The organism is Streptococcus oralis, assembly GCF_003942585.1.
GTDB classification, from domain to species: domain Bacteria; phylum Bacillota; class Bacilli; order Lactobacillales; family Streptococcaceae; genus Streptococcus; species Streptococcus oralis_BE.
In genome coordinates this window covers 617,785-637,073 of the sequence record NZ_RJNK01000001.1, presented here as the reverse complement: position 1 = coordinate 637,073, position 19,289 = coordinate 617,785, and the positions used below count along the sequence as shown (strand labels likewise).

Sequence of the window (19,289 nt, the reverse complement as noted above, 5' to 3'; positions counted from 1 at the left end):
TACTTGGTCTCTCATTTGATTAGCTCAATTCAGCAACGATGGCCTTGATTTGTTCTGCAGTATGAACACCTGCAACTTGTTTCACCACTTGTCCGTCTTTTTTGAAGAGAAGAGTTGGGATAGACATGATTCCAAAGGCACGAGCTGTGTTTGGATTTTCATCAACGTCCATTTTAACGATTTTCAAGACATCTTCTGAAAGTTCTTCAGACAATTTGTCCAAGATTGGACCTTGCATACGACATGGACCACACCAAGTTGCCCAGAAGTCTACCAAGACCAAACCGTCTTTTGTTTCTTGTTCAAATGTTGCATCTGTAATTGCTTTTGCCATTGTATTTCTCCTTTTACTTATATTGGCTTAAATCTTGTTTCATGAGATAGAAGAAGACATCTCCATAAGTCCCATGGTAGTCCAAATCATGACCATTATAGGTTAATTTTTGAACTGGGTAATAGTCTGCGACACCGATAAGGCAAGCTTGTTGAGAGCGTTCAAAGTCTTCATAAGACTCGAAAGTCATGGTTCTCTCTTGCTTGCTGGCATCTAGATAGGTAATTTCGATCATATAAAACTCCTTTATTCGTTCTTGACTTTATTGTACTCCTTGAAACGAGGAATGTCAAGAAAAATGATTGCGCACGCAACTTTTTTAAAAAATCTGATTAAGAAATGAAGTCAAGACTGGTTTCCAGTCTTTCCTCGACGGTTTTTTGCAGGTAAGATAGAGCTGTTTGTCCCTCATCAGTCAGGCAGATAAAACTAGCCCGTCTATCCTGATCGCAACATCGGCGACTAAGCAAACCACAGTTTTTCTCTTCTAGTCGAGCTACCATTCGAGAAACAGCGCTTGGGCTGAGATGGAGTTTATCTGGCAGGTCAATTTGTCGTAGAGATTTTTCTTGGGCTAGATTCAGATAGTATAGCAGATAAAACTCTTTCAAGTTCAGCCTTTGTTCACTCTGCTGGGCAATAGTTTCTTCCAACAAGGCTTCTATTTCCTTTTGACGGCGGTTGTAGTCAAACCATTTTTCCAAATAGGTCATTGCTTTCTCCTTTCTTTTCAAAGTAAAAATCACAAAGTCATTACTGATTGTCTTTGTAACACAAGATGATTGCGCATGCAATGATTATACTACTTTTAGCTAATCCTTGCAAGAAAGAAAAATTTCGATATTTCCTTGAAATTTTCTGAAAAAAGAGTAAACTGGTATGCAAGAATTCTATTTCAAGGAGTTTGAGATGAAGTTATATGTTCAATTAATGATTCTTTTTGTGATTTCTCTAATCGGTGAGGGAATCTCCAGTTTCTTTCATCTGCCTATCCCAGGCAGTATTATCGGTTTGATTATTCTATTTCTAGCTTTACAGTTCAAGTGGCTAAGGACCAGGCATGTCAATATGGTGGGGAATTTTCTGCTGGCTAATATGACCATTCTCTTTTTGCCACCAGCAGTGGGAATCATGGAAAAGTTTGATGTGATTGCCCCCTATCTCTTGCCCATTGTCTTGATTGTCTTTTTTGCGGCTGTCATCAACATTATCCTCATCGCCCTAGTGGTTCAGTTCATCAAGAGACGTTTTGAAGGAGATTATGAGAAAGGAGATGCCAAATGAGTGAATTTGTATCCAATCCTCTGTTTGGGATTGCATTATCTATCCTAGCTTATCTAGCGGGAATGTTGATTTACAGACGTTTTCCACATCCTTTGACGACGCCTTTGCTTTTGTCAGCTATTTTCATTATCATCTTTCTAAAGGTAACGGGTATTTCTTACCAAGATTACTATCAAGGTGGGGTTTATCTGAACAACTTGATCGTACCATCGACCGTAGCTCTAGGGATTCCGCTTTATAAGAGCTTTCATCTGATGAAGCACCATGCGCGGAGTATTCTCTTTGGTAGTCTGCTAGCAGTAGTTGTCAATACTAGCTTCACCGCCATAGTGGCAAAAATCTTTGGCATGGACTTTTTCCTAGCCATTTCTCTCTTTCCCAAGTCGGTGACAACTGCCATGGCAGTTGGAATCACAGAAAAATTGCAAGGCTTGACGACAGTAACCTTGGTCGTCGTAGTGGCGACTGGGATATTGACTAGTGTTATCGGACCAACACTTTTGAAGTGGTTGAAGATAGATGATCCGGTAGCTGTTGGACTTTCTCTTGGAGGGACAGGGCATGCTGTTGGAACTGGGACCGCCTTTCGATACGGTTCTGTCGCAGGAGCCATGGGTGGCTTGGCTATCGGAGTCACTGGTATTCTCTACGTATTTGTGAGCCCCATTGTAGCCAGTTTGATATTGAGTTAAAGAAAAACCCAGCTTTTTAGCTGGGCATTTTTTATTGCAAATTAACCTTGTTTTTCAAGATGTAGTAGGTTCCGAGATAGTAGATAATTGCTAGAATGAAATCTTTGAGGAGATCAACGCTGATTAGGAGGTTAAAATCATAATCCATTCGGAAGAAGATAGAAATATAGCCAATCACGATGTTAAGCACGATATAGGCTAAAATTCCCATAGCAGCACGATATTCGTTAAATAGTTGACCAATTGAGATACAAAGGTAAATCGATAAAATCCAAGTAATTGAACCCACCAGAAGAGAGAGGGCATAGAGCCAACCGTAACCGAGATAAGGAGAGATAAATCGATAGAGGAGTGGCAAATCTTTCACTACAGGGGTGAGTGAGAAGATAATAATGATACTCAAGATAAATACAATATAGCTTATGATTGACCAAATGAGAGCACCTAGTAATTTGGCGGTGATGATTTGGTGTTCAGAGACGGGGAGCGTCAATGTCAGATAGCCCTGGCGATCGTAGACACTTCCCTTGAAGCGTCGGATGATTAGAAAGATTGTTGCGATCCAGAGAGTAACGCTGAGTCCCCCAAAAACTAAGATCAGAAAGCCTAACAGATAGTAGGGGTTATTACCGTAACTAGTGTAGGTCTGACTAATACCAGAAATGGATGCACCAATCAAAACCGAAATTGCAAGCACAGCACCGTAGAGAGCTAGATACCATTTGTTAACATTTTTAAATTCATAACGAACTAAATTCCAAAACATAATAATCTCCTTTGTCTAAGCTTTGAACTCCTGGCGGAAGAGCTGGTCAATGGATTCACCTGACTCGTCACGAATATCATCCACGTTTCCTTGGCGGACGACTTTTCCGTTATTGAGGAAAATGATTTCATCCAAGATTGCCTCAATATCTGAAATCAAGTGGGTAGAAATCAAAACAGTTGAAGTTGGTGAGTAGTTGTTGATGATGGTGTTCAAGATATAGTCACGGGCGGCCGGATCCACACCACCAATTGGTTCGTCGAGCACGTAGAGACGAGCTTCACGGCTCATAACGAGGATTAATTGAACCTTTTCCTTGTTTCCTTTTGACAATTTCTTGAGGCGACTGTTTTCATCAATGCCAAGATCTGCTAAAAGGTGCTGAGCCCGCTCAAGATTGAAATCTTGGTAGAAAGTTTTAAAGTAGGTCAGTGCTTCTTTGATTTTCATCTGTTCATTCAGATAAGTCGTGTCTGGTAGATAAGAGACAATGGCCTTGGTAGCAGGACTTGGGTCCATGTTGTTAATGAGGACACGTCCTTGGTCTGGTTGGAGAAGTCCGTTGATCAGCTTGATCAGGGTTGTTTTTCCAGATCCGTTTGGACCGAGAAGCCCGACGATTTTTCCAGCGGGAATCTCAAGGGAAACATTGTTAAGGGCTGCTGTAGCCCCATAGGATTTGGATACATTTTCAAATGCTAGTAATGTCATAATTTTACACTCCTTTGATGTATTCGCTAACCACACTTGGCAGTTCTTCTTTTTGATAGCCAAATTGAAGCATGCCCGTTATAAAGTTTTTCAGTTGCTCCTCAGAAAGCTGTTTGCGGGACTGAAGGATGAGATTTAAGTCCTCAGTGACAAAACGACCAGTTGTTCGCTTGCTATAAACGAAGCCCTCGCGCTCAAGATCAGACAAAGCGCGCTGAATGGTATTGGGATTGACCCCAGCCTCACTCGCTAGTTCCCTTACGGTTGGGAGCTGTTGGTTGGGTTCCAGTTCATGGGAAACAATCTGTAATTTGATTTTTTCCATAATCTGCAAATAAATGGGTTTTGTATTATCAAATGACCAGGACATCATAGTCTCCTTTCTTTTTCTTTATTGTTCTAATTAAATAATACAATAAAACAAAAAACTTGTCAAGTAAAAATAAGAATTGTTTTGGGAATTGCTCAAAAAATGGTATAATGAAAAGGAAACGACAAGGAGGGAAATGCATGCGTTGTCCAAAATGTGGGGCTACCAAGTCTAGTGTTGTTGATAGTCGACAAGCCGAAGAAGGAAATACCATCCGTCGAAGACGTGAATGCGATGAGTGTCAGCATCGTTTTACAACCTATGAACGAGTAGAAGAAAGAACGCTGGTTGTCGTCAAAAAAGACGGTACGCGAGAGCAGTTTTCGAGAGATAAAATCTTTAATGGGATTATCCGCTCAGCCCAGAAACGCCCTGTTTCGAGTGACGAGATCGGCATGGTGGTCAATCGCATCGAGCAAAAACTCCGTAGTCGCAGTGAGAATGAGATCCAAAGTGAATACATTGGTTCTTTAGTCATGGAAGAATTGGCGGAGCTGGATGAGATTACCTATGTTCGTTTTGCCAGTGTTTACCGTAGTTTTAAGGATGTGAGTGAGTTGGAGAGTCTGCTCCAGCAAATTACCCAGTCCTCTAAGAAGAAAAAGGAAAAATAGATGAAGCCAAATGACCGTTTTTCTTTTCTAAAGAATAATCGGGTGTCGCAAGATACCTCTTCTCTGGTGCAGTGCTACCTCCCGATTATCGGTCAGGAGGCACTGAGCCTCTATCTATATGCTATTACCTTTTGGGATGGAGGGCAAAAGGAACACCTTTTTGCTAACATTCTTAATCATTTGAACTTCGGGATGAATACGCTCCTCCAGTCCTTTAAAATCTTATCTGCTGTAGACTTGTTGACTCTTTATCAAAAGGGAGGGACCTATGAATTGCTGATACATTCTCCCCTCTCCAGTCAGGAATTTCTAAGTCATTCTGTCTATAGCAGGCTATTGGAGAGAAAGATTGGGGATACTGCGTTTGCTTCCCTGAAACAGATTCCAAGCGAGGGAGAAGCACTCTCTGTTTCTTTGAGCCAAGTATTTCCAAACCTGACCGAAAAAGGGACTCCAATCGAGTCTAAAATCAAGATGAAAAATGATTTTGACTTGGAACATTTTCAGAGGCTGATGGCTCGAGATGGTTTGCGTTTTGAAAACGAGCAGGCAGATGTTTTGGAATTATTTGCCATTGCAGATGAAAAAAAATGGACCTGGTTTGAAACCTATCAATTAGCCAAGGCGACTACAGTGGCTCAGGTGATTTCAGTTAAACGTATGCGTGAAAAGATAGCACAAAAACCAGCGTCTTCTGACTTTAGCCCCAAAGAAATGACCATTATCAGGGAAGCCAAGAGTAAAACTCCCCTAGAATTTTTAGCCGAAATCAAGCAAACACGTAAGGGAAACATCACCCAAAGTGAAAGAGAACTCCTTCACCAGATGGCGTCTTTAGGCTTGTTGGACGAGGTCATCAATATTGTTTTACTTTTAACATTTAACAAGGTTGATTCGGCCAATGTCAATGAAAAATATGCTATGAAAGTCGCCAACGACTATGCCTATCGCAAGATTCGGACAGCAGAAGAAGCTGTGATTCGGATTCGAGAGCGTCAGCAAAAAGGTCAGGAAGACCAAAAGTCAAAAACTAGTTCGACTAAGACAAATGTGCCCAAGTGGAGCAATCCAGAATATAAAAATCAAACCAGCGAGGAAACTCGTCTGGAATTAGAACGCAAAAAACAAGAAATGTTAGCCCGATTAGAAGAAGGAGGAGATTAGATGGAAAGTGTTGGTGACGTTATCAAACGTCAAACAAGTCGTTTTCAGTATCAGGACCTGGTCCAGCAGATTATGAAGGACCCAGATGTAGCGGCTTTTATCCAGAAAGAATCCCTCAGCCAAGAGGAGTTAAATCGTAGCATCTCCAAGTTCAACCAATATATCACAGAACGAGATAAGTTTCTTCGGGGGGATGCTGACTATATAGCGCGTGGCTACAAGCCTATCTTGGTCATGAATCATGGTTATGCAGATGTATCTTATGAAGAAACACCAGAGCTAATCGCGGCTGAAAAAGAGGCGGCAATCAAGAATCGTCTCAAATTGATCAATCTACCAGCAAGTCTCAAAAAAGCGAAATTGGCTCAGATTGACCTGGATGATCTAGGACGTTTGCCGATTTTTGAGAGACTCTATGCCTTTGTTGACCTTTACCCAAGTATCCGAAAAGGTCTCTACCTTTATGGGGATTTTGGTGTCGGTAAGAGTTTCATGATGGCAGCTCTGGCCCATGACCTATCTGAAAAACGTGGTGCTTCAACAACCATTCTCCACTATCCAAGTTTTGTCATTGATGTGAAAAATGCCATCGGTGAAGGATCTGTGAAGACCCTGGTAGATGAGATTAAGCTTTCTGAAGTTTTGATTTTGGATGATATTGGTGCTGAACAATCAACACCGTGGGTACGTGATGAAATCTTGCAAGTGATTCTTCAGTATCGTATGCAGGAAGATTTACCGACCTTTTTCACTTCCAACTTCAATTTCCAAGATTTGGAAAAACATTTTGCAAAAGGCAAGAACGGAAATGATGAAACTTGGGAAGCTAGACGTGTCATGGAGCGTATCCGTTATTTAGCAGAGGAAACAAGATTAGAAGGAGAAAATCGTCGATGACAGAAACGATTAAATTAATGCAAAGCCACTCATCAGTGCGCAGATTTAAGGAGCAAGAGATTCCTCAAGAGGACTTGAATGAGATTTTGAAGGCTGCCCAAATGGCTTCAACTTGGAAAAATTTCCAATCTTATTCAGTGATTTTAGTAAGAAGTCAAGAGAAGAAAGATGCTCTTTATGAACTGGTTCCCCAGGAAGCCATTCGTCAGGCAGCAGCATTTTTGCTTTTTGTCGGTGACTTGAATCGAGCTGAAAAGGGAGCAAGTCTTCATACGGACACTTTCCAACCTCAAGGAGTGGAAGGTCTCTTGATTACATCTGTGGATGCTGCACTTGCTGGGCAAAATACTTTGCTGGCTGCAGAGAGTCTAGGTTACGGTGGGGTAATTATTGGATTGGTGCGTTACAAATCTGCTGAGTTAGCAGAATTGTTCAAGCTTCCTGACTATACTTATCCTGTTTTTGGGATTGCACTCGGTGTACCAAACCAAAAACATGATGTAAAACCAAGATTACCACTCGAAAATGTTGTCTTTGAGGAAGAATACCAAGAACAAACAACGGAGGCTATTGAAGCCTATGATCGTGTGCAGACTGAATATGCAGGAGCTCGTGCGACTACCACTTGGAGTCAACGTCTTGCAGAGCAATTCGGTCAGCCTGAACCAAGCTCAACTAGAGAAAATCTTGAACAAAAGAACTTATTGTAGAAAGTGAGAAAACATGGCCTTACCAACTGTTGCCATCGTAGGACGTCCCAATGTTGGGAAATCAACCCTGTTTAACCGTATTGCAGGGGAACGCATCTCTATCGTAGAAGATGTCGAAGGAGTAACACGGGACCGTATCTATGCTACTGGTGAATGGCTCAACCGTTCTTTCAGTATGATTGATACGGGAGGGATTGATGACGTTGATGCTCCATTTATGGAACAAATCAAGCACCAGGCAGAGATTGCCATGGAAGAAGCGGATGTCATCGTCTTTGTAGTTTCCGGTAAAGAAGGAATCACGGATGCAGACGAATACGTAGCCCGTAAACTATACAAAACTCATAAACCAGTCATCCTTGCAGTCAACAAGGTAGATAATCCTGAAATGCGAAATGATATCTATGATTTCTATGCTCTAGGTTTGGGTGAACCACTACCGATTTCATCTGTGCACGGGATTGGTACAGGGGATGTGCTAGACGCCATCGTGGAAAATCTCCCGCAGGAAGTTGAAGAAGAAAATCCAGATGTCATTAAATTCAGCTTAATTGGCCGTCCAAACGTTGGAAAATCAAGTTTGATCAACGCCATTTTGGGAGAAGACCGTGTGATTGCTAGTCCAGTAGCTGGGACAACTCGTGATGCCATTGATACCCATTTTACAGATGCTGATGGACAAGAGTTTACCATGATTGATACGGCTGGTATGCGTAAGTCTGGTAAAGTCTACGAAAATACGGAGAAATACTCTGTCATGCGTGCTATGCGTGCCATTGACCGTTCAGATGTAGTCTTGATGGTCCTCAATGCCGAAGAAGGTATTCGTGAGTACGACAAGCGTATCGCAGGTTTCGCCCACGAAGCTGGTAAAGGAATGATCATCGTGGTCAACAAGTGGGATACCCTTGAGAAAGACAACCATACCATGAAGAAATGGGAAGAAGATATTCGTGAGCAGTTCCAATATCTGCCTTATGCACCGATTGTCTTTGTATCAGCTCTTACCAAGCAACGTCTCCACAAATTGCCTGAGATGATCAAGCAAATCAGTGAAAGCCAAAACACCCGTATTCCTTCAGCTGTCTTGAACGATGTCATTATGGATGCCATTGCTATCAATCCAACACCGACAGACAAAGGAAAACGCCTCAAGATTTTTTACGCGACCCAAGTGGCAACCAAGCCACCAACCTTTGTCATCTTTGTCAATGAAGAAGAACTCATGCACTTCTCTTACCTGCGTTTCTTGGAAAATCAAATCCGCAAGGCCTTTGTCTTTGAGGGAACACCGATTCACTTGATTGCGAGAAAGCGGAAATAAACAAGCAAGATCTGGGAAGACATTTCCAGATCTTTTTGATAGAATGAAGTCAAAGAAAACGTTATCAAAAAGAGGTGTGTGATGGAGAAATTTTTTATATTATTGCTATTGTCACCCTACTTTTACTTTTTTCATTGGATTGAGAAGGTGGACAAAGACGGTAAATATTTCGCATTCTTTTATTACTTTTACTGGATTTACCTCCCTTTGTGGGCTTTGTTCAGTATCGCTTTTACAGTTTTTTCTTTGTTAATTTTCAATATTATCTTGAAAAATCCTACTGATTTAATAATTTGGGGGATATGGTTCCTTTTAGTTTTTTTGTCTCTTGTGAATGACTGGAAAATATATGCCTGTCTAAAGAGAATGGTCAAGCTGAAACAAGAGAACAAAACGAGGACATCCATCAATAGCTAAAGTTTAGAGGAGGTTCCGATGTTCAAAATAAAGCAGTTCATTCATCAATACTACAAAACCTACATTCTTACGATTTGCTTGTTATGGCTGCTGGTCTTTTGTCTTCCATGGGATTTGCAAATAGGAGGAGTTTCGGTTTATTTCTTCATCATGAAAAAACTCTTTGTCGTCTTTGGTGTATTGGCAATCTTTTTCTCAGTACTGACTAAAAAGATGAGTCTCTTCCTCTTTGGAGTGCTATTTTGCATGGCCTTCTGGATCAATCTTTTCCTGATTTTTGGAATTTTGCCAGCTCTACTTGGCAATTAAATTTTTGTGTGAAGTGTAGTCCATAAAAAGCTAAGAGGCTGACCTAGAAGTCAGCCTCTTTTCCCTGTTGAAACGCGGATTCTTTCTTGAAAATTAAGAGCAAATGTGCTAGAATTAAAAGAACATTCTAAAATATTCAGAATCTAAAGTAAGGAAAATAATGGCTAATATTTTAAAAACGATTATCGAAAATGATAAAGGAGAACTTCGTCGTCTGGAAAAGATGGCAGACAAGGTTCTCAAATATGAAGATCAGATGGCAGCCTTGACGGATGACCAGCTAAAAGCAAAAACAGATGAATTTAAGGAACGTTACAATAAGGGTGAATCGCTGGATTCATTGCTCTATGAGGCTTTTGCGGTAGTACGTGAAGCTGCCAAGCGTGTTCTTGGACTTTTCCCATATAAAGTTCAGGTCATGGGTGGGATTGTCCTCCACCATGGAGATGTGCCAGAAATGCGTACAGGTGAAGGGAAAACCTTGACAGCGACGATGCCTGTATACCTCAATGCCCTCGCTGGTGAAGGGGTTCACGTAGTAACGGTCAACGAGTATCTAACGGAACGTGATGCGACTGAGATGGGTGAATTATACTCATGGCTTGGTTTGTCAGTAGGGATTAACTTGGCTGCTAAGTCACCAATGGAGAAGAAAGAAGCCTATCTTTGTGATATTACCTACTCAACCAACTCAGAGATTGGTTTCGACTACCTTCGTGACAACATGGTCGTTCGGGCAGAGAACATGGTACAGCGTCCGCTCAACTATGCTTTGGTCGATGAGGTTGACTCGATCTTGATTGATGAAGCTCGTACTCCTTTGATCGTTTCAGGAGCCAATGCTGTGGAGACTAGTCAGCTGTATCATATGGCGGATCACTTTGTCAAATCTTTGGACAAAGATGACTATATCATCGACATTCAGTCTAAGACTATTGGTTTGTCTGATTCAGGGATTGATAAGGCTGAAAGCTACTTCAAACTGGAAAATCTCTACGATATTGAAAATGTGGCTCTTACTCACTTTATCGATAATGCCCTTCGTGCCAACTATATCATGATTCTCGATATTGACTATGTGGTCAGCGAAGAGCAGGAAATCTTGATTGTCGATCAATTTACAGGTCGTACCATGGAAGGTCGCCGTTACTCTGATGGATTGCACCAGGCGATTGAAGCCAAGGAAGGTGTGCCAATCCAAGACGAAACTAAGACTTCAGCTTCTATTACCTACCAAAACCTCTTCCGTATGTATAAGAAATTGGCAGGTATGACAGGTACTGGTAAAACAGAAGAAGAAGAATTCCGTGAAATCTATAACATTCGTGTCATCCCAATTCCAACCAACCGCCCAATTCAACGTATCGACCACTCAGATCTTCTCTATGCTAGCCTTGATGCGAAATTCAAGGCCGTGGTTGAAGATGTGAAGGCACGTTATCAAAAGGGTCAGCCAGTCTTGGTAGGTACTGTTGCCGTTGAAACGAGTGATTTCCTTTCTAAGAAATTGGTCGAAGCAGGTGTTCCTCACGAAGTCTTGAATGCGAAAAACCACTACAGAGAAGCTCAAATCATCATGAATGCTGGTCAGCGTGGTGCGATTACCATCGCAACCAACATGGCCGGTCGTGGTACCGACATTAAGCTTGGTGAAGGGGTTCGTGAATTGGGTGGCCTTTGCGTCATTGGTACAGAACGTCATGAGAGCCGTCGTATCGATAACCAGCTTCGTGGACGTTCAGGACGTCAAGGAGATCCAGGTGAGTCGCAGTTCTACTTGTCTCTTGAAGATGATTTGATGAAACGTTTCGGTTCAGAGCGTTTGAAAGGTATTTTTGAACGACTCAACATGTCTGACGAAGCCATTGAATCCCGTATGTTAACGCGTCAAGTGGAAGCGGCTCAAAAACGTGTTGAGGGGAATAACTACGATACACGTAAACAGGTTCTTCAATACGACGACGTTATGCGTGAACAACGTGAGATTATCTATGCACAACGTTATGATGTCATTACTGCAGATCGTGACTTGGCACCAGAAATCCATGCTATGATTCGTCGTACCATTGGACGTATCGTGGATGCACATGCTCGTTCTAAGGAAGATGAAAAATTGGAAGCAATCTTGAACTTTGCTAAGTATAACTTGCTTCCAGAAGATTCAATTAGCCGTTCAGATCTTGCCGGTCTGTCAGACCAAGCTATCAAAGATGAACTTTTCCAACGTGCCTTGAAAGTCTATGACAGCCAAGTTGCTAAGCTTCGTGACGAAGATGCAGTGAAAGAATTCCAAAAAGTCTTGATTCTACGTGTTGTAGACAACAAGTGGACAGACCATATCGATGCTCTTGACCAGTTGCGAAATGCTGTTGGTCTTCGTGGATATGCCCAAAACAACCCTGTTGTAGAATATCAAGCAGAAGGTTTCCGCATGTTTAACGACATGATTGGATCGATTGAGTTCGATGTGACCCGCTTGATGATGAAAGCACAAATCCATGAACAAGAACGCCCGCAAACTGAACACAATATCAGTACAACTGCGACTCGTAATATCGCAGCGCAGCAGACTCAGCTTCCAAAAGATGTGGACTTGAGCCAAATCGGACGAAACGACCAATGTCCATGTGGATCTGGTAAGAAATTCAAGAACTGTCATGGTAAGAGACAATAATATGAGATAAGATACAGGCGGATACCTGGTGAAAATACATTTTTACTTGGTGTCCGTTTGCTTTATAAGGAGATGAATCATGGTATTTAAAGCTAAAAGTCCTAAAATTAACATTGAAGAAGTTCGCGCCTTGTCTAAATTAGAGGGAGCGGCTCTTGCGAGAAAAAATCAACGTGATCAGGAATTGGAAGCCATCATTCGTGGGGAAGACCAGCGTATTCTCTTGGTGATTGGACCATGTTCATCTGATAATGAAGAGGCGGTTCTCGAGTATGCCAAGCGTCTATCTGCTTTGCAAGAAGAGGTCAAAGACCGTATTTTTATGGTCATGCGTGTCTATACAGCTAAACCTCGTACCAATGGGGATGGCTATAAGGGCTTGATTCATCAACCAAATGCGACAGAAGCTCCTAGTTTGATCAATGGGATCAAGGCTGTTCGCCAACTGCACTACCGTGTGATTACCGAGACTGGTATGACAACTGCTGACGAAATGCTCTACCCGGAAAATCTTCCTTTGGTGGATGATTTGATTTCTTATATGGCTGTTGGAGCTCGTTCAGTCGAGGACCAGCAACACCGTTTTGTAGCGAGTGGAGCAGATTTTTCAACAGGATTTAAAAATCCAACATCTGGAAATCTCAATGTTATGTTTAACGGGATTTACGCAGCGCAAAATAAACAGAGTTTCCTCTTCCTTGGTAAAGAGGTGGAAACGACTGGGAATCCATTGTCCCATGCCATTCTTCGTGGTGCCTTGAATGAATATGGCAAGAATATTCCTAACTACTACTATGACAATTTGATGGATACCATTGCCCAGTATGAAAAGATGGGCTTGGAAAATCCCTTTATCATCATCGATACCAATCATGACAATTCAGGCAAGCAGTATATGGAGCAAATCCGTATCGTTCGCCAGACCTTGATCAACCGTGACTGGAATGAGAAAATCAAAAAATATGTTCGTGGTTTTATGATTGAGTCCTATCTGGAAGATGGACGTCAAAATGAGCCAGAAGTTTTTGGTAAGTCCATTACAGATCCGTGTCTCGGATGGGACAACACAGAAGCACTTGTTCGCGAAATTTACCAAACGCTAGGAGAGTAAGATGGCATTTATCGAAAAAGGTCAAGAAATTGATATTGAAGCAATCAAGGCTGCGACCCAGTTGTCACCTGAAGCCTTGCGAAAAAAAGAAGCCCGCGATAGAGAGCTGGCAGCCATCATCTCGGGTGAGGACGATCGTATCCTTTTGGTGATGGGGCCGTGCTCTTCAGACAATGAAGAAGCAGTGCTTGAATATGCTCGTCGCTTAGCAGACTTGCAGAAAAAAGTTGCGGATAAAATTTTTATCGTGATGCGTGTCTATACAGCCAAACCTCGAACCAATGGAGATGGCTATAAGGGCTTGATCCATCAGCCAAATGCTAGTGAGGCTCCTAGTCTCATCAATGGTTTGCAGGCGGTTCGTCAGCTTCACTACCGTGTGATTACAGAGACAGGATTGACAACAGCTGATGAGATGCTTTATCCGTCAAATCTCATTTTGGTCGATGATCTGGTCAGCTACCATGCTGTAGGGGCTCGTTCAGTGGAAGACCAAGAACACCGCTTTGTAGCGTCTGGGATTGATGCTCCAGTTGGGATGAAAAATCCAACATCTGGGAACCTTGGGGTTATGTTTAATGCTATCTATGCAGCTCAAAACAAGCAAACCTTCCTTTACCATGGTCAAGAGGTGGAGACTTCAGGAAATCCCTTGGCCCACGTTATCCTTCGTGGCGCCATGAATGAATATGGAAAAAATGAACCCAATTTCTACTATGAAACTCTCTTGAACGCCATCAATCGTTATGAGACCATGGGACTTGAAAATCCTTTCATCATCATCGATACCAATCATGACAATTCTGGTAAGCAGTATATGGAACAAATTCGCATTGTTCGCCAATCCTTGCTGAATCGTGATTGGAATGAAAAGATTAAAAAGACGGTTCGAGGCTTTATGATTGAATCGTACCTAGCAGATGGTCGCCAAAATCAACCAGAGGTCTTTGGTTGTTCCATTACAGACCCTTGTCTAGGTTGGGAAAATACAGTAGCTTTGGTAGAAGAAATTTATACTACCTTAACAAAATAAGTGAAAAGGATGGAGTTGGGGGAGTCTCAACTCCTTTTGTGAGTATGATAGTTGGACATGGAATTGACATCGAAGAATTGGCTTCGATAGAAGGCGCAGTTATACGGCACACAGGATTTGCCAAGCGGGTGCTGACCACTAAGGAAATGGAGCGATTTACCAGTCTCAAAGGGCGCAGACAAATCGAATATTTGGCAGGTCGTTGGTCGGCTAAGGAGGCTTTTTCCAAGGCTATGGGGACAGGTATTGGCAAACTGACCTTTCAGGATTTGGAAGTCTTGAACAATGAAAGAGGGGCCCCCTATTTTAGTCAGGCGCCATTTTCAGGAAAGATTTGGCTGTCGATCAGCCATACAGATCAGTTTGTGACAGCCAGTGTCATTTTGGAGGAAAATCATGAAAGCTAGTCCACATAGACCAACCAAGGCTCTCATTCAGCTAGGAGCTATTCGAAAAAATATCCAACAAATGGGAAGTCATATCCCTGAAGGAACCCTTAAGTGGGCAGTGGTTAAGGCCAATGCTTATGGGCATGGAGCAGTAGCTGTTGCTACAGCTATCCAAGATGATGTCGACGGCTTTTGTGTTTCTAATATTGATGAAGCTATTGAGTTGCGTCAAGCAGGTATAAGCAAGAAAATCCTCATTTTAGGAGTTTCTGAAATCGAAGCTGTTTCTCTTGCTAGAGAATACGATATCACCTTGACAGTGGCAGGACTGGAGTGGATTCGAGCATTGTTAGCTACTGGTGCTGGTCTATCTGACTTATCGGTTCATCTTAAGATTGACTCAGGGATGGGCCGGATTGGTTTTCGAGAGGCCGGTGAGGCTGAAGAGGCTCAAGCTTTGCTCAAGCAACACGGTGCTCGTGTTGAGGGAATCTTTACCCACTTTGCGACTGCAGATGAAGCATCAGATACCTACTTTAATAAGCAGTTAGAACGGTTTAAAACCATTCTGTCAAGCATGAAGGAAGTTCCAGAGCTGGTTCATGCCAGCAATTCGGCAACGACTCTTTGGCATGCAGAGACTATTTTCAACGCCGTTCGTATGGGAGATTCCATGTATGGTCTCAATCCAAGTGGAGAGGTCTTAGACTTGCCTTACGACCTGACACCAGCCTTGACCTTGCAATCTGCCCTTGTTCATGTCAAAACAGTTCCAGCTGGAGCTTGCATGGGCTATGGGGCGACCTATCAGGCAGATAGTGAGCAAGTCATTGCGACGGTACCAATCGGCTATGCGGATGGTTGGACACGAGACATGCAGAATTTCTCCGTCTTGGTAGATGGACAATCTTGCCCAATCGTCGGCAGGGTTTCGATGGACCAAATCACTATTCGATTGCCTAAGGTTTACCCACTCGGAACCAAGGTAACCTTGATTGGCTCCGACGGAGATAAGGAAATCACTGCTACTCAGGTAGCAGTCTACCGTGGAAGCATTAACTATGAGGTGGTTTGTCTCCTCAGCGATCGCATTCCTAGAGAGTATTATTAAAACAAAGAAAGGAGGGGGAGCATGAATCTACACCAACCCTTGCATGTCTTGCCTGGTGTGGGACCAAAGTCAGCAGAAAAATACGCCAAACTAGGAATTGAAAACTTGCAAGATCTCTTGCTCTACTTTCCTTTCCGTTATGAAGATTTTAAGACCAAGCAAGTCCTTAACTTGGAAGATGGTGAAAAGGCTGTTCTGTCTGGTCAGGTAGTGACTCCTGCCAGTGTCCAGTATTATGGTTTTAAGCGTAATCGTCTACGCTTTGGTCTCAAACAGGGAGAAGTCGTTTTTGCGGTTAATTTCTTTAACCAGCCTTATCTAGCAGATAAGATAGAGTTGGGAGCAACTCTTGCCGTTTTTGGAAAATGGGATCGCGCTAAGGCCAGTTTGACTGGGATGAAGGTCCTGGCTCAGGTTGAAGATGACCTCCAGCCTGTCTATCGTCTGGCTCAAGGAATCAGTCAGGCTGCTCTAGTCAAGGTTATCAAGACAGCCTTTGATCAGGGGCTGGACCTCTTGATTGAGGAAAATCTTCCCCAGTCTTTGCTGGACAAATACAAACTCATGTCCCGCTGTCAGGCAGTTCGTGCCATGCATTTTCCTAAGGATTTGGCAGAATACAAGCAGGCCCTTCGCCGTATCAAGTTTGAGGAACTCTTTTACTTCCAAATGCAGTTGCAGACGCTCAAGTCTGAAAATAGAGTTCAGGGAAGCGGTCTGGTTCTGAATTGGTCTCAGGAAAAGGTGACAGCTGCTAAAGAAAATCTTCCTTTTCCCCTGACCCCAGCTCAGGAAAAGAGTTTGCAGGAAATTTTGGCTGACATGAAGTCCGACCACCACATGAATCGTCTCCTGCAAGGAGATGTGGGGAGCGGAAAAACGGTAGTCGCTGGCTTGGCTATGTTTGCGGCGGTGACGGCTGGGTACCAGGCTGCTCTCATGGTGCCGACAGAAATCCTAGCAGAGCAACACTTTGAAAGTCTACAGACTCTCTTTCCAGACTTGAAACTGGCTCTCTTGACAGGATCCCTGAAAGTTGCAGAAAAAAGAGAAGTCTTGGAAACAATTGCCAAGGGTGAAGCTGATTTGATTATCGGAACCCATGCTCTGATTCAGGATGGGGTTGATTATGCTCGCCTTGGTTTGATTATCATCGATGAGCAGCACCGTTTTGGTGTGGGGCAAAGGCGTATTTTACGGGAAAAAGGGGACAATCCAGACGTCCTCATGATGACGGCGACTCCCATTCCACGGACGCTGGCTATCACAGCCTTTGGAGATATGGATGTTTCCATTATCGGCCAGATGCCTGCAGGTCGGAAACCCATTGTGACACGTTGGATCAAACATGAGCAACTACCTCAGGTGCTGACTTGGTTAGAAGGAGAAATTCAAAAAGGTTCCCAAGCCTATGTCATCTCTCCCTTGATCGAAGAATCAGAAGCTCTGGATCTGAAAAATGCCATTGCCTTATCAGAGGAATTGACAGCTCATTTTGCAGGTAAGGCCGAAGTAGCTCTGCTACACGGTAAGATGAAGAGTGATGAAAAAGACCAGATCATGCAGGATTTTAAAGAGGGAAAAACTGATATTCTAGTTTCGACAACTGTTATCGAGGTTGGAGTCAATGTCCCTAATGCGACCGTTATGATCATCATGGATGCCGATCGGTTCGGTCTCAGCCAGCTTCACCAGCTCAGAGGTCGTGTTGGTCGGGGGGACAAGCAGTCCTACGCTGTTCTCGTTGCCAATCCCAAGACGGATTCTGGGAAAGATCGCATGCGGATCATGACAGAAACCACCAATGGATTTGTCCTTGCGGAGGAGGATTTGAAAATGCGTGGTTCGGGTGAGATTTTTGGAACTAGACAGTCAGGACTACCAGAGTTTCAAGTGGCTGATATTATCGAAGATTTTCCGATCTTAGAAGAAGCCAGAAAGGTTGCCAGCTACATTAGTTCGATAGAAGGTTGGCAAGAGGATCCAGAATGGCGCATGATTGCTCTCCATTTAGAAAAGAGAGAACATCTGGATTAAGCCTTTTCTAAGAAATCTATAAGCTAGCTTTTAGGTTTGGGTCTTATACTAGAGTCATCAAAAAGAAACGAGGACTCTCACATGACTATTAAAGTAACCTACCAAAAGAAATTCCAAACCGTCAAACTAGAGAAAGGAGCTAGCACCTATTGATACACGAAGAGCGGAAACGCTCTTTTTGTTTTAAAACTACTTTCAGACGATAGGTTTGAGGGAGGAGAATCTAAAATCTCTTTCTATTTAGCATTCTTTCTTGCATTGCTTTCCTAGATATGCTAGAGTTATGATAGCGATTACAAAACAAAAGGAGCATGCTATGAAAAATCAAGCTTTGTTAGAAGAAATCAAGACTTATAAGGGAAGGGATAAGGTTCCAGAAGACTTTGATGCTTTCTGGGATGAGGAACTCAAAAAAGTTTCATCTCTTCCTGCCTACCAGTTAGAGGAAAGAGATTTCCATATTCCCCAAGTCAAGTGTTATGAGCTAACCTTTGAAGGAAACAATGACGGAAGAGTCTATGCACGTGTTGTCCTTCCAAAAAGTGAGGAGAAAGTTCCGCTAATCTTTCACTTCCATGGTTATATGGGACGTGGTTGGGACTGGGCCGATATGCTAACTTATACTGTGGCTGGTTACGGTGTTGTTTCCATGGATGTGCGGGGGCAGTCGGGCTATTCACAAGACGGCTTGCGCTCTCCACTAGGAAATACGGTGAAGGGACATATCATCCGTGGTGCAGTTGAAGGCAGGGATCATCTCTTTTATAAGGATGTCTATCTGGATATTTACCAGTTGATCGAAATTCTTGCTAGTCTGCCTCAGGTGGATGAGAAGCGACTTTCTAGCTATGGTGCCTCACAAGGAGGGGCTTTAGCTTTGGTTGCAGCGGCGCTCAATCCTCGAATTCAGCGAACAGTTGCCATCTATCCTTTCTTGTCAGACTTTAGACGAGTGCTTGAGATTGGCAATACCAGTGAAGCCTATGACGAACTTTTCTGTTACTTCAAGTTTCACGATCCCTTCCATGAAACTGAGGAGGAAGTCATGGCGACCCTTGCCTATATCGATGTGAAAAATCTTGCCCATCGTATCAAAGGTGAGGTCAAGATGATTACGGGTTTGGATGACGATGTTTGTTATCCTATTACCCAGTTCGCGATTTACAACCGCCTAACTTGCGACAAGGCCTATCGCATCATGCCAGAGTATGCTCACGAAGCCATGAATGTTTTTGTCAATGACCAAGTTTATAACTGGCTCTGTGGTAGTGAAATTCCTTTTAAGTACGTAAGATAATGAATGAGAGAGCCCAGGAGCTCTCTTTTTTATGTCCAAAACCTG

The 19,289-nt window shown here is 42.9% G+C and carries 21 protein-coding genes; 15 read left to right on the top strand and 6 right to left on the bottom strand.

The annotated features are described in order from the left end of the window. Window positions 1-19 precede the first annotated feature (19 nt). The 3 genes from trxA to D8862_RS03270 form a co-directional block, all read right to left on the bottom strand. Entirely contained in the window at window positions 20-334 is a 315-nt protein-coding gene (gene trxA / locus D8862_RS03280) for a thioredoxin (RefSeq protein WP_001029581.1), read from the bottom strand. 13 nt (window positions 335-347) lie between these two features. Further along, window positions 348-569, bottom strand: a complete 222-nt coding sequence (locus D8862_RS03275; protein ID WP_061454342.1) for a DUF4649 family protein — start codon at window positions 567-569, stop codon at window positions 348-350. Window positions 570-666: 97 nt separating this feature from the next. Next, complete coding sequence (locus D8862_RS03270; RefSeq protein WP_084948991.1) at window positions 667-1,047, bottom strand: MarR family winged helix-turn-helix transcriptional regulator; 381 nt, start codon at window positions 1,045-1,047, stop codon at window positions 667-669. 196 nt (window positions 1,048-1,243) lie between these two features. On the opposite strand from D8862_RS03270, the gene D8862_RS03265 reads away from it, so the two are divergent. Then, window positions 1,244-1,618, top strand: coding sequence for a CidA/LrgA family protein (locus tag D8862_RS03265; RefSeq protein WP_000781325.1), 375 nt, complete (start codon window positions 1,244-1,246; stop codon window positions 1,616-1,618). Beyond that, a complete protein-coding gene (locus D8862_RS03260) occupies window positions 1,615-2,310 on the top strand; it encodes an LrgB family protein (RefSeq protein WP_001288930.1) in 696 nt (231 codons plus the stop codon). The genes D8862_RS03265 and D8862_RS03260 overlap by 4 nt, the downstream gene beginning before the upstream one ends. Window positions 2,311-2,341: 31 nt before the next feature. On the opposite strand, the gene D8862_RS03255 is transcribed toward D8862_RS03260, so the two are convergent. The 3 genes from D8862_RS03255 to D8862_RS03245 are packed head-to-tail and all read right to left on the bottom strand — an operon-like array spanning window position 2,342 to window position 4,157. Next, on the bottom strand, window positions 2,342-3,076 hold the full coding sequence (locus D8862_RS03255) for a hypothetical protein (RefSeq protein WP_125448669.1): 735 nt from the start codon (window positions 3,074-3,076) through the stop codon (window positions 2,342-2,344). A gap of 15 nt (window positions 3,077-3,091) precedes the next feature. Beyond that, window positions 3,092-3,787: an ABC transporter ATP-binding protein gene (locus tag D8862_RS03250; RefSeq protein ID WP_125448668.1), complete on the bottom strand. Its 696-nt coding sequence runs from the start codon at window positions 3,785-3,787 to the stop codon at window positions 3,092-3,094. A 4-nt stretch (window positions 3,788-3,791) separates the two neighbouring features. Then, window positions 3,792-4,157, bottom strand: a complete 366-nt coding sequence (locus D8862_RS03245; protein WP_125448667.1) for a GntR family transcriptional regulator — start codon at window positions 4,155-4,157, stop codon at window positions 3,792-3,794. 140 nt (window positions 4,158-4,297) lie between these two features. On the opposite strand from D8862_RS03245, the gene nrdR reads away from it, so the two are divergent. The 13 genes from nrdR to D8862_RS03170 all read left to right on the top strand — a co-directional run bounded on the left by nrdR (window position 4,298) and on the right by D8862_RS03170 (window position 19,244). Continuing rightward, a complete protein-coding gene (gene nrdR, locus D8862_RS03240) occupies window positions 4,298-4,771 on the top strand; it encodes a transcriptional regulator NrdR (RefSeq protein ID WP_001203676.1) in 474 nt (157 codons plus the stop codon). Next, on the top strand, window positions 4,772-5,935 hold the full coding sequence (locus D8862_RS03235) for a DnaD domain protein (protein WP_125448666.1): 1,164 nt from the start codon (window positions 4,772-4,774) through the stop codon (window positions 5,933-5,935). It begins immediately after the preceding gene. Then, a complete protein-coding gene (gene dnaI / locus D8862_RS03230; RefSeq protein ID WP_049537137.1) occupies window positions 5,936-6,832 on the top strand; it encodes a primosomal protein DnaI in 897 nt (298 codons plus the stop codon). Continuing rightward, the gene (locus tag D8862_RS03225; protein WP_125448665.1) at window positions 6,829-7,542 is read left to right on the top strand and encodes an NADPH-dependent oxidoreductase; all 714 of its coding nucleotides are present in this window, start codon (window positions 6,829-6,831) and stop codon (window positions 7,540-7,542) included. Before dnaI ends, D8862_RS03225 begins: the two co-directional genes overlap by 4 nt. A 13-nt stretch (window positions 7,543-7,555) precedes the next feature. Further along, the gene (gene der, locus D8862_RS03220) at window positions 7,556-8,866 is read left to right on the top strand and encodes a ribosome biogenesis GTPase Der (RefSeq protein WP_084948980.1); all 1,311 of its coding nucleotides are present in this window, start codon (window positions 7,556-7,558) and stop codon (window positions 8,864-8,866) included. A 435-nt stretch (window positions 8,867-9,301) separates the two neighbouring features. After that, entirely contained in the window at window positions 9,302-9,592 is a 291-nt protein-coding gene (locus D8862_RS03210) for a hypothetical protein (RefSeq protein WP_038805574.1), read from the top strand. Window positions 9,593-9,752: 160 nt separating this feature from the next. Continuing rightward, window positions 9,753-12,266: a preprotein translocase subunit SecA gene (gene secA / locus D8862_RS03205; RefSeq protein ID WP_125448663.1), complete on the top strand. Its 2,514-nt coding sequence runs from the start codon at window positions 9,753-9,755 to the stop codon at window positions 12,264-12,266. 79 nt (window positions 12,267-12,345) lie between these two features. Next, complete coding sequence (locus tag D8862_RS03200; RefSeq protein ID WP_125448662.1) at window positions 12,346-13,377, top strand: 3-deoxy-7-phosphoheptulonate synthase; 1,032 nt, start codon at window positions 12,346-12,348, stop codon at window positions 13,375-13,377. Window position 13,378: 1 nt separating this feature from the next. Then, window positions 13,379-14,410, top strand: coding sequence for a 3-deoxy-7-phosphoheptulonate synthase (locus tag D8862_RS03195; RefSeq protein WP_125448661.1), 1,032 nt, complete (start codon window positions 13,379-13,381; stop codon window positions 14,408-14,410). A 44-nt stretch (window positions 14,411-14,454) separates the two neighbouring features. Further along, complete coding sequence (gene acpS / locus D8862_RS03190; protein WP_125448715.1) at window positions 14,455-14,817, top strand: holo-ACP synthase; 363 nt, start codon at window positions 14,455-14,457, stop codon at window positions 14,815-14,817. Then, on the top strand, window positions 14,807-15,910 hold the full coding sequence (alr, locus tag D8862_RS03185) for an alanine racemase (RefSeq protein WP_125448660.1): 1,104 nt from the start codon (window positions 14,807-14,809) through the stop codon (window positions 15,908-15,910). The genes acpS and alr overlap by 11 nt, the downstream gene beginning before the upstream one ends. 21 nt (window positions 15,911-15,931) lie before the next feature. Continuing rightward, window positions 15,932-17,947 carry an ATP-dependent DNA helicase RecG gene (gene recG / locus D8862_RS03180; protein WP_125448659.1) on the top strand — a complete coding sequence of 672 codons (2,016 nt, stop codon included), beginning with the start codon at window positions 15,932-15,934 and terminating at the stop codon, window positions 17,945-17,947. Between the two features lie 316 nt (window positions 17,948-18,263). Next, on the top strand, window positions 18,264-19,244 hold the full coding sequence (locus D8862_RS03170) for an acetylxylan esterase (RefSeq protein WP_125448658.1): 981 nt from the start codon (window positions 18,264-18,266) through the stop codon (window positions 19,242-19,244). The last annotated feature ends 45 nt before the right edge of the window (window positions 19,245-19,289 follow it).

What these genes read in the sequence shown, in the direction of transcription:
- D8862_RS03170 (WP_125448658.1), top strand. Translation starts at nt 18,264, where the DNA reads ATGAAAAATCAAGCTTTGTTAGAAGAAATCAAGACTTATAAGGGAAGG.
- D8862_RS03255 (WP_125448669.1), bottom strand. Translation starts at nt 3,076, where the DNA reads ATGTTTTGGAATTTAGTTCGTTATGAATTTAAAAATGTTAACAAATGG.
- D8862_RS03275 (WP_061454342.1), bottom strand. Translation starts at nt 569, where the DNA reads ATGATCGAAATTACCTATCTAGATGCCAGCAAGCAAGAGAGAACCATG.
- secA (WP_125448663.1), top strand. Translation starts at nt 9,753, where the DNA reads ATGGCTAATATTTTAAAAACGATTATCGAAAATGATAAAGGAGAACTT.
- dnaI (WP_049537137.1), top strand. Translation starts at nt 5,936, where the DNA reads ATGGAAAGTGTTGGTGACGTTATCAAACGTCAAACAAGTCGTTTTCAG.
- alr (WP_125448660.1), top strand. Translation starts at nt 14,807, where the DNA reads ATGAAAGCTAGTCCACATAGACCAACCAAGGCTCTCATTCAGCTAGGA.
- D8862_RS03195 (WP_125448661.1), top strand. Translation starts at nt 13,379, where the DNA reads ATGGCATTTATCGAAAAAGGTCAAGAAATTGATATTGAAGCAATCAAG.
- recG (WP_125448659.1), top strand. Translation starts at nt 15,932, where the DNA reads ATGAATCTACACCAACCCTTGCATGTCTTGCCTGGTGTGGGACCAAAG.
- D8862_RS03225 (WP_125448665.1), top strand. Translation starts at nt 6,829, where the DNA reads ATGACAGAAACGATTAAATTAATGCAAAGCCACTCATCAGTGCGCAGA.
- nrdR (WP_001203676.1), top strand. Translation starts at nt 4,298, where the DNA reads ATGCGTTGTCCAAAATGTGGGGCTACCAAGTCTAGTGTTGTTGATAGT.
- der (WP_084948980.1), top strand. Translation starts at nt 7,556, where the DNA reads ATGGCCTTACCAACTGTTGCCATCGTAGGACGTCCCAATGTTGGGAAA.
- D8862_RS03270 (WP_084948991.1), bottom strand. Translation starts at nt 1,047, where the DNA reads ATGACCTATTTGGAAAAATGGTTTGACTACAACCGCCGTCAAAAGGAA.
- D8862_RS03235 (WP_125448666.1), top strand. Translation starts at nt 4,772, where the DNA reads ATGAAGCCAAATGACCGTTTTTCTTTTCTAAAGAATAATCGGGTGTCG.
- D8862_RS03250 (WP_125448668.1), bottom strand. Translation starts at nt 3,787, where the DNA reads ATGACATTACTAGCATTTGAAAATGTATCCAAATCCTATGGGGCTACA.
- D8862_RS03265 (WP_000781325.1), top strand. Translation starts at nt 1,244, where the DNA reads ATGAAGTTATATGTTCAATTAATGATTCTTTTTGTGATTTCTCTAATC.
- D8862_RS03200 (WP_125448662.1), top strand. Translation starts at nt 12,346, where the DNA reads ATGGTATTTAAAGCTAAAAGTCCTAAAATTAACATTGAAGAAGTTCGC.
- D8862_RS03245 (WP_125448667.1), bottom strand. Translation starts at nt 4,157, where the DNA reads ATGTCCTGGTCATTTGATAATACAAAACCCATTTATTTGCAGATTATG.
- D8862_RS03260 (WP_001288930.1), top strand. Translation starts at nt 1,615, where the DNA reads ATGAGTGAATTTGTATCCAATCCTCTGTTTGGGATTGCATTATCTATC.
- trxA (WP_001029581.1), bottom strand. Translation starts at nt 334, where the DNA reads ATGGCAAAAGCAATTACAGATGCAACATTTGAACAAGAAACAAAAGAC.
- acpS (WP_125448715.1), top strand. Translation starts at nt 14,455, where the DNA reads ATGATAGTTGGACATGGAATTGACATCGAAGAATTGGCTTCGATAGAA.
- D8862_RS03210 (WP_038805574.1), top strand. Translation starts at nt 9,302, where the DNA reads ATGTTCAAAATAAAGCAGTTCATTCATCAATACTACAAAACCTACATT.